Annotated in this window: 11 protein-coding genes; 3 read left to right on the top strand and 8 right to left on the bottom strand. The window is 74.9% G+C overall.

Annotated features, from left to right (window positions below; translation table 11 throughout):
- Positions 1-137: 137 nt before the first annotated feature.
- Positions 138-491, bottom strand: coding sequence for a hypothetical protein (locus tag ABZ930_RS32300; protein WP_361555769.1), 354 nt, complete (start codon positions 489-491; stop codon positions 138-140).
- A 152-nt stretch (positions 492-643) separates the two neighbouring features.
- On the bottom strand, positions 644-1,564 hold the full coding sequence (locus ABZ930_RS32295; RefSeq protein WP_361555757.1) for a hypothetical protein: 921 nt from the start codon (positions 1,562-1,564) through the stop codon (positions 644-646).
- A gap of 109 nt (positions 1,565-1,673) precedes the next feature.
- Between ABZ930_RS32295 and ABZ930_RS32290 the strand changes: the two genes are divergently transcribed.
- The gene (locus ABZ930_RS32290; RefSeq protein ID WP_361555755.1) at positions 1,674-2,114 is read left to right on the top strand and encodes an SH3 domain-containing protein; all 441 of its coding nucleotides are present in this window, start codon (positions 1,674-1,676) and stop codon (positions 2,112-2,114) included.
- Positions 2,115-2,170: 56 nt separating this feature from the next.
- On the opposite strand, the gene ABZ930_RS32285 is transcribed toward ABZ930_RS32290, so the two are convergent.
- Positions 2,171-2,581: a hypothetical protein gene (locus tag ABZ930_RS32285; RefSeq protein WP_361555752.1), complete on the bottom strand. Its 411-nt coding sequence runs from the start codon at positions 2,579-2,581 to the stop codon at positions 2,171-2,173.
- A gap of 141 nt (positions 2,582-2,722) precedes the next feature.
- Here ABZ930_RS32285 and ABZ930_RS32280 point away from each other — a divergent pair, with 141 nt between their 5' ends.
- On the top strand, positions 2,723-3,364 hold the full coding sequence (locus tag ABZ930_RS32280) for an NAD(P)H-binding protein (RefSeq protein ID WP_361555749.1): 642 nt from the start codon (positions 2,723-2,725) through the stop codon (positions 3,362-3,364).
- Here the strand turns inward: ABZ930_RS32280 and ABZ930_RS32275 are convergent.
- The 5 genes from ABZ930_RS32275 to ABZ930_RS32255 form a co-directional block, all read right to left on the bottom strand.
- Entirely contained in the window at positions 3,292-4,590 is a 1,299-nt protein-coding gene (locus ABZ930_RS32275; protein WP_361555746.1) for a PP2C family protein-serine/threonine phosphatase, read from the bottom strand. The two genes, ABZ930_RS32280 and ABZ930_RS32275, sit on opposite strands and share 73 nt — an antisense overlap.
- An 82-nt stretch (positions 4,591-4,672) precedes the next feature.
- The gene (locus ABZ930_RS32270) at positions 4,673-6,205 is read right to left on the bottom strand and encodes a helix-turn-helix domain-containing protein (protein ID WP_361555743.1); all 1,533 of its coding nucleotides are present in this window, start codon (positions 6,203-6,205) and stop codon (positions 4,673-4,675) included.
- 17 nt (positions 6,206-6,222) lie between these two features.
- Positions 6,223-7,047, bottom strand: coding sequence for a ParB/RepB/Spo0J family partition protein (locus ABZ930_RS32265; protein WP_361555740.1), 825 nt, complete (start codon positions 7,045-7,047; stop codon positions 6,223-6,225).
- The gene (locus ABZ930_RS32260) at positions 7,047-7,817 is read right to left on the bottom strand and encodes a ParA family protein (RefSeq protein ID WP_361555737.1); all 771 of its coding nucleotides are present in this window, start codon (positions 7,815-7,817) and stop codon (positions 7,047-7,049) included. Before ABZ930_RS32260 ends, ABZ930_RS32265 begins: the two co-directional genes overlap by 1 nt.
- A gap of 101 nt (positions 7,818-7,918) precedes the next feature.
- The gene (locus ABZ930_RS32255; RefSeq protein ID WP_361555734.1) at positions 7,919-8,971 is read right to left on the bottom strand and encodes an Lrp/AsnC family transcriptional regulator; all 1,053 of its coding nucleotides are present in this window, start codon (positions 8,969-8,971) and stop codon (positions 7,919-7,921) included.
- A gap of 148 nt (positions 8,972-9,119) precedes the next feature.
- On the opposite strand from ABZ930_RS32255, the gene ABZ930_RS32250 reads away from it, so the two are divergent.
- Positions 9,120-11,120 (top strand): hypothetical protein, encoded by a 2,001-nt coding sequence (locus tag ABZ930_RS32250; RefSeq protein WP_361555731.1) that lies wholly within the window; start codon positions 9,120-9,122, stop codon positions 11,118-11,120.
- Positions 11,121-11,123 lie beyond the last annotated feature (3 nt).

Below are 11,123 nucleotides of genomic sequence, written 5' to 3'. Positions count from 1 at the left end.
CGTCTCGCGGTTCTCCAGGTGCGCATCTCAGGGGAGGCTGCGCACTTCGTGCGGCATCTCATCGGGGAGGCTGCGCGCAGCGCATGCCTCAGGGGCGCGGGGAACTGCGCGACCAGCCCCCACCGGGCCGCAGTCGATCAACGAGCGGAGCGGACCGGTGCCGTGGCCAGGGACCAGATGACGAAGACGCCGATGCCGATCGAGATCAGCGACCACACCGGGGCGTACGGCAGGAACATGAAGTACTCGACGATGTACAGCGCGGCGAGCCCGATGCCCGCGCCGCGGGCCCATTCGGCGTTCTTGAGCAGGCCGCAGCCGACCAGCACCACGAGGATGCCGATGATCAGGTGGATCCAGCCCCACGCGGTGAGGTTGAAGGAGTACGTGTAGTCGCCGATGCGGCCGTAGACGTCGTCCTTGGCGATGCCCGCGATGCCGTTGAGGATCCCGAGGACGCCGCTGACGAGCATCAGGACGCCGGCGAACATGAGACCGCCGGTCGCCCAGCCGTTGCCGGGCCCGGGACCGGTGCCGGGTCCGCCGGCCGGGTCGGGGCGCGGTGTGCGGTGTTCGGCGGACCAGGCGGCGCCGATCTCGGGCTCGGGGCGCGGGTCGGGGCCGGGGTCGGGAGTGGTCTGGCTCATGGGGCACCCTCCTTCTGCGTCATCGGCAGGTTCCCTCCGGGACGGCCCGACGGCATGCCGGACGCGGCCGAACGGGTGACCCCGCGCCGCGCCCCGAGCCCGAACCGTCCCGTCAGCCAGGCCACCAGCGCCACGGCCAGGCCCACGCCCACGATCACCCAGGACACCGTGCGCAGGGTCGCGGTGAGCGCGTCGTACACCGCGCCGGCCGCCGCCTCGTCGGAGCCGTCGGCGAGGTCGCCGAGGGTGAGCGAGCGGGCGATGACGAGCGCGAGCAGCAGCGCGGCCGCGCCGAGCGCCATGCCGATCCCGGTGGCGGCGACCGCGCGCCGGCGGCGTACGGCGAGGGCGAGGCCCGCCACCGCGAACACGACGGCCGCCAACGGCAGCCACAGACCGGCCACTTGCAGCATGTGGAGCCCCTTGCGCAGTGAGTCGAGGTCGTCGGCGGGCAGCAGGGTGATCTCGGTGTGGGTGACGGGCAACTGGGACGCGAACGGCACGTTCTCGTCCTGGAGTTGCCGCTTGACCTGCTCGGTGACGGGTGCGAGGTCGAGGGTGACGGGGCCGGAGCTGTCGTCGTCGATGGCCTGCTGCACGGCGTCGTGGGCGGCCCGGTTCGCGGTGTTCCACGCCTTCTGGAAGGCGGCGGTGCCGGTGAACGAGACGACGGCGTCGTGCAGATAGTCCTCGACGGTGGACTGGAGCGGGCCCACGTCGAAGTTCTTCATGACCCCGTCCGTGACCGCGTCCGCGACGGCGTTCCGCACGTCCGGCTGGGTGGCGAGCGGTGCCATCGCGGACACGTAGCGGTCGCTGTCCCCGATCTCGTACTTCGCCCAGGTCGACAGGGTGCCCAGGGGCACGAGCAGACAGGCGAGGACGAGCAGCACGGTCGACAGGAGGGTTCGGGTCACCGTTCCAGGCAAGGGCCCACCACGGCGGGGCGCGAGCGGGCCGGGGCCGCTCCGGTGGTCCGTTGGGCCGAACGGGTGTTATCTGGAGTGGGGAGCTTGGAGGCCGATCATGCGTCGTACGCCCATGGCCCTTGCCGCGTCCGCCCTGCTCACGGGTGGCGTGCTCGCCGTGTCGGCGGCGGCTCCCGCCAGTGCGAACAGCGGTGGCGGGGACGTCGTCTGGGGCACGGTGGTCTCGTCCACGGACCTCAACCTCCGGTCCGGGCCCAGCACTTCGTCGTCCGTCGTCTACCGGATGGCGCCGGGCAGCCAGGACCGCATCGAGTGCGTGACCCACGGTTCGTCCGTGCACGGCACCTCGGACTGGTACTGGTTCACCGGAGCCCACGGCTGGGCGAGTGCCGCCTACGTGTCCATCAGCGCGAACCCGCCGGACTGCTCGGGGACGTCGGTGCCCTGCCCGCCCGACCACCAGAAGCACGACAACAGCCCGAGCACCTTCTACTTCCGCTCGGACTACACCGTGGAGTTCGGGGTCACCAACTACTAGGAGGACGACGAGCGAGAGGGAGCGGGGAGGCCGGCCGGCCTCCCCGCCCTCTCATGTCACACCGGGTCGCCCGCCGTGTAGTAGCGGTAGTACGTCATCACCGTGGTGGCCGCCGCGACGATCAGGCCGAGCACGATCGGCCAGAGCACCATGCCGGAGCCGAGGGAGCGCAGGAAGCCCACGGCGATGCCCGCGAAGGCTCCCCAGGTGACCGCCCGCAGCCCGAGATGACGTCCGGCCTGCTGCCGGGACCACTGGTGGATGCCGAAGGAGAGGGCGGCGACGAGGATGCCGGTGACGAAGCCGAGCGCGACGTTGCCGCCGGTCACGCCCTGCCCGAAGCGCTCGATGTTCGCCGCCCAGAAGCCGTAGAGGATGCCGGCGCTGACCGGCAGCGCCACGGCCGCGCTGCTGAGGGAGAGGCCGGAAGCGGCGCGCCTGGGCGCCGGGGCCGCATGCTGAGCCATGAGGGGCTCCTTTCCGCGGATACCCGGGGGAGCCCGGGGCGTCCGCGCTCGCCTGCGAGGGGTTCCCCCGATCTCCATTGACCTCTGATGGCGTACGTTCCGCAACATGCGCACCACCGGGCGTCGTGCTTCGCTGTGATCATGTCCCTCAACATCGTGCTGTTCGGAGCCACCGGCATGGTCGGCAGCCGCATCGCCGCCGAGGCCGTGGAGCGCGGCCACCGGGTCACGGCCGTCAGCCGCTCCGGCGGCTCCCCCGTGTCGGGGGTGACGGCGGCCGCGGCGGATCTGTCCGACCTGGAGCGGGTGGCGGAGGAGGTGGCGGGGCACGACGTGGTGGCCTCCGCGGTGGCGCCGCCGCGCGACGGCAGCGACCCGAGGGCGCCCTTCCTCCACCTGAACGAGACGCTGGTCGCCGGGGCCCGCAGGGCGGGCGTGGGGCGCCTCGTGGTGGTCGGCGGCGCGGGCAGCCTGGAGGTGGCTCCGGGGCACGCCCTGGCGGACCAGCCGGGCTTCCCCGACGCCTTCATCGGTGAGGCGCTGGCCCACCGGGACGTCCTGGCGTTCCTGCGCACCGTCGAGGACCTGGACTGGACGTACATCTCACCGGCGGCGGAGATCGCCCCGGGAGAGCGCACGGGCGAGTTCCGGATCGGCGGCGACCGGCTGATGGCGGACGCCGACGGCAACAGCCGGATCAGCGCCGAGGACTACGCGATCGCCTTCGTCGACGAGGTCGAGCGGGACGGGCACGCGCGCTCGCGCATGTCGGTCGCGTACTGAGACCCCTCGGGGGACTCCTCGCGGGCGGGCTCGTACAGCGCGGCGTCCGCGTCCGCCGCGTACGGCGGTACGTGCCCGGCCGTCCGCCGGATGACCGTGATGGCGGTGTCGTCGCTGGGCGGCCCGTGCCGGTGTCCGTGCAGGTCGAGGACGAGCCCGCGCAGCAGTTCGCCGGGCGGCGCGTCCGCGGGCAGCCGTTCGGCGAGGCCGGGCAGCCGGTCCCGTACGGGATAGAAGGCGCCGTCGTCGTCCCGGCACTCGGTGACGCCGTCGGTGAACAGCACGAGCGTGTCGCCGACCCCGAACGGCAGCCGCACGGGACCGGGCAGCTCCGCGCCGATCGCGCCCATGCCGAGCGGGACGCCCGGCGGCACCTCGGGGGTGTGCACGCGGCCGTCGGCGCCGACGACGAGCGGCGGCTCGTGGCCGAAGTTCACGATGTCCACGGCGTCGAGGCCGGGCGGGAAGTGCAGCAGCAGCGCCGTGGAGAACGCGTCCGGCAGCTCCTCCTCGCCCATCACCCGGGCCCACGCGCTGTAGCGCTGCATGGCGATCTCCAGGCGGCGGGCCACCTCGCGGACATCGGCCTCGTGGTACCCGGACTCGCGGAACGCGCCGAGCAGGGAAGCCGACGCGGACACCGCGGGCAGGCCCTTGCCGCTGACGTCGCCGAGGACGGCGCGCACGCCGTGCGGGGAGGGCTGGAAGTCGTACCAGTCGCCGCCGACCCGGGCCGCGCGGGCGGCCGGCTGGTAGAAGTCGGCGATGTGCAGATCGCCGACGTGGTCGGGCAGGGCGCGCATCACGGCCCGCTGGGTCGCCTCGGCGATGTCGACGACGGCCTGGATGCGGGCCTGCTGCTCCTCGCGGCGGCGGGCGATCAGCACGCCGAGCAGTCCGCCGGTGCCGATGAGCAGCGGGCCGACCACCGCCCAGCCGCCGGACGGGGTGGGGTCGATGATCTGGAGCGCGATGTAGAGGGCGAGCAGGCTTCCGGTGACGACGGCGGTCGTCATGACGGAGGTCAGGACCGCCACGGCGATCGGCACCAGGCCGAGCAGCGCCCGGACCCGGAAGTCGGCCGGGGTGGCGAGGCCGAGCGAGATGATGCTGACGACCGACACCAGCGAGACCAGCAGCGCGGCACGCCAGCGGCCCGTGGGGCGCACGGTCGTCCGTGCCACACGGGTGGGCGAGGTGAAGCTGCTGGAGCCGGAGAAAGGCATGACGTGTAAAGGGTCCGGGGACTTGGTCGGCCCGGGGTAGGGCCGAAGGTCCGTCCGCTCCTGAGACCCGCGTCTCAGCGCGTCAGAGGTGCGGGACGGTCACGAACCGTGAGGTGACCCGCAGTTCCGCCTCGATCCGGGCGGCTGTCGCGCGAAGCGCCGCCGCCCACGCGACGGCCTCGCCGCGGCCCCGGTGGGCGGTGACGTCGAGGGCGGAGACGATGCGGCCGTCCCGTCCGCGCAGCGGTACGGCGACCGACCACAGCCCGTCCTCGGGCCCGTCGGCCACGGCCTCTTCGCTCTCCCCGGACAGCACCCGGCCGGCGGCGGTCGCCGCGGCCGGCAGGCGGGTGCCGACGCCGATGTCGACGCTCATCACCCGGCGCGGCGCGATCCGCGCGGTGCAGCGCACCGATTCCCCGTCGGCCACCGAGAGGCCCACCGATTCGCCGAGCGTGTCGGACAGCGCGGCGAGATGGGGTTCCGCGATCCGCGGCAGCGTCGTCCGGGACAGGGGCGCGCAGCCCAGGCCGAGCACGCGCGGGGTGAGCCGGTGGACGCGGCCGTCCTGGCGTACGTAGCCCAGGTGCGCGTAGGTGATGAGGGCGCGGCGGGCGGTGGCGCGGGAGAGGCCGGTGGCCTCGGCGATCTCGGTGAGCGTCAGCGCGGGGCGCTCCGCGCCGAACACGGTGAGCAGGGAGAGACCGCGGGCCAGCGCTTGAACGGGGGCGTTCTCGGCCCCTCCGGCCTTGAGGGAAGCGCGGGCATTCTCGGCCTCTCCGGCGTTGAGGGAAACGCGGGCATTCTCGGCCTCTCCGGCGTTGAGGGAAACGCGGGCATTCTCAGTCCCTCCGGCGTTGAGGGAAGCGCGGGCATTCTCAGCCCCTCCGGCGTTTGAGGAGCGGGGTCCGGGGCGGAGCCCCGAGGCGCCCGCGGCATCGCGGAGCACGTCCTCCATCTCCCGCACGCACGCCGACAGCGCCCCCCGTACGGCCTGCGCCAGCCCTTCCGCGGAGTGCCGACTGGTGTGGCTGACCACGCTCACCGCGCACACGGTCTCCCCGGAGGGCCCCCGTACCGGCATCGCCACCGCGATGAGCCCCGGCTCGACGAGCTGGTCGTCGACGGCCGGGGCGGCGCCCCGCCGGAAGACCAGCCCCGGCGCCGAGCCGTCCCCGGGCAGCGGATCGCCCACCCGGAAACTGATCGACAGGGCGCGCCGGCGCAGCACCTGGTGGACGAAGCGGATGTCGTCGCCGTCCGGCACGGCGATCGACACGGACTCGTCGAGCGCGTCGGCGAGCCGGTCGGCGAGCGGGCCGAGCAGCTCCGGCACCCGCAGCGCGTCGAGGCAGGCGTTGGCGACGGCCATGAGCGGCGGGGCGAGGGAGGCGTCCCGTCCGTCGAGGCGGAGGTACCCGAGGTGGGCGAGGGTCGCGCAGATCCGGTCGACCGTGGAGCGGGCGAGTCCGGTGGCCCGGGCCAGTTCGGCGAGGGCGAGGGTGCCGTCCGCGTCCGTGAGGCGCCGCAGGACGTCGAGGCCGCGCAGCAGCGGGGCGACGGCCTCGGCGGGCGGCGGCGCGTGGGTCACGGACGGGGACGGCACTTCGAGCACGGGGCAACGGTAAGGGACTACCGGCTCAGCAGCTCCAGTACGCGGTCCAGCGCGGCCGGGGCGAGATGGCGGCGCAGGGCCTCCACGATCTCGTCCGGCGTCGAGCGGCTGTCGAGCTCGATTACGCCGTAATCGTTCTTCCGGCGCTCCCGCTTCTCCTGGCGGGCCGCGGGGACGGTCGCCCCGGTGACCGGTCCGGGCAGTTCCTGCTCGTCGCGGGGGAGCCGGGCGATGCGCCGGGCGTCCTCGACGGACACCCGGCCGTCGGCCAGCGCCTCCTGGAGGTCCTCGCGCAGCTTCATCAGGGACAGCCGCTGCGAGATGAACCCCTGGGTCTTGCCGATGCGGGCGGCGACCTGCCGCTGCGAGTAGCCGTACGCGGTGATCAGGCCCTGGATCGCCTGGGCCTGCTCCAGCTCGGTGAGGTCGTCGCGCTGGACGTTCTCGATGAGCGCGTCCTCGTCGGAGCGGGTGGCGTCGTCGCGGACCAGGACGGGCACCTCGTCCAGGCCCGCCAGCCGGGCGGCGGCGAGCCGGCGGTGGCCGTGCAGGACCACGTACGGGGAGGTGCCGACGGCCTCCTTGTGGTGCGGGTGGGCGGTGAGGAAGACGGCGGCCGGGACGACGCCCAGGGCCTGGAGGACGCCGCGCTCGCGGACCGTCTCGGCGAGTCCCTCCAGGTCGCGCAGTTCGTGGCGCGGGTTGTCGGGGTTCTCGGCGAGCTCGCCCACCGAGACGGTCAGCGGCTTGGTGTCGGGGCGCCCCCGCACCGCCGTCGCCATGGCCGGCTCGCCGTCCTTGGCCGCCGCCAGCAGGGAGGACAGATCGGTTCTGCGTCCCATCAGGCGGTCACCTTCTTCTTCGCGCGGGTGGTCTTCTTGCGCCGGGCGGGCTTCGGGATGGCGGCGAGGCCGACTTCCAGGGCGAGGCGGAAGAAGTCCTCGCGGGCCTGGAGGGCGACCTTGTTGGCGCCGTACTGGGTGACGACGAGGCCGTCCGCGCTGGCCCGGGTGTGCAGCTTGTAGTGGCGTACGACGGTGCGGGCGAGCGGCCAGCCCTGGCCCTCGACGAAGGCGCGGGTCTGCTCCAGGTCGGCCTTGCCGTCGCGCGGGTCCCAGTTGTTGATGACGACGCGGAACGGCAGCCCGCGCGGCTTCACGACCTTCTCGACCGTGCGCTGGGTCGGCTGGAAGCCGAGCGGCTCGGGCTCGATGGGGACGATGACGTCGGTGGCGTTGGAGAGCACCGCGCGCAGCGCGTCGGCGGCCGCGCCCTTGCCGAGGGGGTCGGCGCCCTCGCCCTCGGCGAGGTCGAGCCAGCCCGGGGTGTCGACGAAGACGTGCTGCGCGGACGGGATGCGGGACAGGGCGGCCAGGCCCGCGAGGTCGTCGTGGGCCTGCACGAAGTCGAAGGGCAGGCCGTCGCCGACGCGCTCGGACCACCACACGGCGGAGCCCTGCGGGTCGATGGAGACGGCGACGACGGGCGGCTGTCCGTCGCCGCCGGAGAGGGGGCCTCCGAGGACGTCGGCCGTCACGGCGGCGAGGTTCACGGCGAGCGTGGACTTACCGACGCCGCCCTTCTGGTTGAGGATCACGTGTACGTGTGCCACGAAAGCTCCCGGATCGGTACGTCACCGATGAAGTGGGGTATAGGGGGTCATTCGTGGTCACTGTGGCAGCGCGGCCGCCGCGAGCCGGGGTGTACACGCCGTCAGGCGCGGGCGGAGATGCCCCAGATGTCCGGCGGGACGACGCGCTCGCGGTGTCCCTCGGGGCCGAGCACATGGGCGCCCAGCTTGTGCGCGCGCAGCGAGACCTCGGTGTCGGCGATGCGCAGTCCGGTGGCGGTGCGCGCCAGTTTCTCGGTGTAGCCGGGCAGTTCCTCGACGCGGTTCAGCCAGGCGCAGACGAAGAGGTTGTGCGGCCCGGTCACGGCGGTGACGGTGCGGGTGCCGCGCAGCCTGGCCACCGCGGCGGCCACCGGGACGAGCTGGTCCGGGGGGACGTCGGCGCAGATCAGGGCCCAGACGGGGCGGCCGGAGTGGCGCGGGGCCACCTCGGTTCTGAACAGCACGGCGTCGGTCGCCGCCAGCCGGGCGAGGCGGCGCCGCGCGGTCGATTCGCTGGCGCCGATCCGCTGGGCGAGGGTGGCGACGCCGGTCCTTGCGTCCTCGGCGAGCGCGAGCAGCAGCCGCTGGTCGACCGGGTCGGGGGTGTCGAGGGGTGCGGCACGCGCGGTGCGGGCCGGGCGGCCGCCGAGGTCCCGCACCGCGCGCGCCTGACGGGGCGTGAGCTGGTCCAGGCGGGTGGGCGCCGCCGGGCTGTACAGGGCGGTGACGACATGGGTGCGGGTGGCGCGGACGCCGGGCAGCCGGTGCAGCCGCTCCACGACGTAGGCGTCGAGGGCGGCCGGGTCGGGCGTGGCGACGTACGCGACGAGGTCGGCGACGCCGGTGACGTGCTGCACGGTCAGGGTGCCGGGGTCCTCGGTGAGGGCGGCCGCGGTGGCCGGCACGGTGCCCGCCGCGCACTCGATCCTGATCCAGGCGGTGGTCACGGCGGGGCTGCCCGCCGTCAGCGCGCCCGGCAGCACCCCCGACCAGGCGTGGCCGCGCTGGGTGAGCCGGGCCCAGCGCCGGGCCAGGGTGTCGGCGGCGGGGCCGAGCACCCCGGCGAGCTGGGCCCAGGTGGCGCGCGGGGCGAGCTGCAGTGCGTGGATCAGGGTGAGATCGGCCTCCGAGACGGCGGATTCCCGTGTGCGCACTGCCCCTCCTCGGTGGTTGTCCCGGTCGGCCCGTCGTGGCGCCGCACGCCGTACGAACATGGACCCCAGGCATATGCATTAAATAGGGCATGCAGGTCCCTCGGAGACTGAACGGGCCTTTGTGGCCGGAACCGGGGGATCGGGCACGATGACGCCGCACCACGCCGAGGACGCGCCGGACACCGCCCAACTGGTGGGCCGGGCCCGTGATCTGGCGGCCCTGCTGTCCCGGCTCGCCACCGCCCGCCTGGTCTCCCTGACGGGGCTGCCCGGGGTGGGCCGCACCCGGCTCGCCCTGGAAGCCGCGGGTCAGCTGGTGCGGCGCGAGGTGGTGTGGGAGTCGGGCGCCGGGTACGAGCCGGAGATGCTCCCCGGGGTCGGGGCGCGGCTGCGGCACCGGTTCGCCGGGGTGCGCGGCCCGCTTCTGGTGCTCGACGACTGGGACCATCTCGGCGGCGCGGGCACCGCCCTCGTGGCGTCGCTGCTCCTGGACGTGCCGGAGCTGACGGTGCTGGTCGTCGCGGAGCGCCCCTGCCATCTGCGCGGCGAGACCGTCATGGTGCTGCGCCCGCTGGCCACTTCGGACGGCGAGAACGGCGAGGAGGGTGCGGACGGCGCGGTCCGGCCGTCCGCGGCGCTGGAGCTGCTGCGGGCCGTGCTCGGCGACGCGGCCGTGGCCCGGGACCCGCGGGGCGCGGCCCGGCTGTGCCGGAGGTTCGGCGGGGTGCCGGGGCCGCTCCTCGAAGCGGCCCGTGCCTGGGCGGCGGCCGGTGGCGATCCGGACGGCATCGGCCCCGGGGAACGGCAGTTGGCGGCCGCCGCGCGGTCCTACGCCCGCTGCTCCCGCGTCGAACGGCTGCTGTGGCGCAGGCTCGCCGTCTTCGAGGACGGTTTCGAGCGGGAGGCGGCGCCCGAGGTGTGCGGGGGCGGTCCGCTGCCCGCCGCCGAGGTGCCGGCCGTCCTCGACCGCATCGCCCCGCACACCCTGCTCCAGGACCCGCACACCGGCCGCTATCACCTGCCGCCGGCCCAACGTGCCGTAGCCATAGGTGAGTTGGAGCTGGCCGGTGAACGCTGGGCGGCCGTCCTCGCGCACCGCCGCTGGGCGCTCGGCGTCGCCCGGCAGGCCGCCGAGTGGTGGACCGCGGGCCGCCAGGACGAGGCCGTGGCGCTCGCCCGGCGCGAACTGCCCGGGCTGCGCGCGGCGATGGACCCGTCGACCTCACCGCTGTCCCCGCACGCCGAGGCGGCCACCGCCGTGGACGTCGTGGTGCACCTGTGGTTCCTGTGGACGGCGTGCGGGCACACCGCCGAGGGCCGCGCCCTGCTGCGCCACGCCCTCGCCCTGCACCAGGACCCGCCGCCCGCGCGGGCGCTGTGGCTCGCGGCCCGCCTCGCACTGGACCTGGGCGGGCCCGAGGCCGCCGACCCACTGCTCACGGCGGGCTGGGCGGCGGCGGTGCGCGAGGGCGACGACCACTGTCTGGGCCTGCTCGCCCACCTGCGCGGCGTCGTGGCGCTCTGGCAGGGCCGCGCCGAGGCGGCTGCCGCGGAGTTCCGTGCGGCGCTCGAACTCATCGGTGACGGACCGGACTTCGGCCCGGGACCGGCCCAGTGCCGGGCCGCGCTGGCCCTGGCTCTGGTCCGCACCGACCCGGAGGCCGCCCTGGAGGCCGCGCAGCCGGGCCCCGCGCACCCCGGAGCGGTGCGCGACGGGTGGGCGGAGGCGTGGACGCGGTATGTGCGGGCGGAGGTGCTGCGCTGGTCCGGGGACGCCGACTCCGCGCGGTGCCTGGCCCGGGCGGCGCTGCGGACGTTCCTCGCGTACGGCTCGCCGGGCGGCGTCCACTGCGCCGGGGAACTCCTCGCCGACGCGACGGCCCTCTCCGGCGACGGCCCGGCCGCGGCCCGGCTGCTCGGCGCCGTCGACGCCCTGCACGGCGCCCGGGCGCCGCACTCCCCCTACCTGGCTCCGGTGCGCCGCCGCGCGGAGGCCCTGCTCGACGGCCTGCTGCCGCCGGGGCGCCGGGCCGAGGAGTACGCGCGCGGGGCGCGGACCGGGCTCACGGGGCTGCTGGCCGACGACGACGGGGAGGACGCGGCGGACGCGGCGGACGGGGGTCCCGCGACGGTGCCACGGGCGGCCTGACGG

The organism is Streptomyces sp. NPDC046716, from assembly GCF_040645755.1.
In the GTDB taxonomy this organism is placed as follows: domain Bacteria; phylum Actinomycetota; class Actinomycetes; order Streptomycetales; family Streptomycetaceae; genus Streptomyces.
This window is presented reverse-complemented; position numbering and strand designations above follow the sequence as displayed.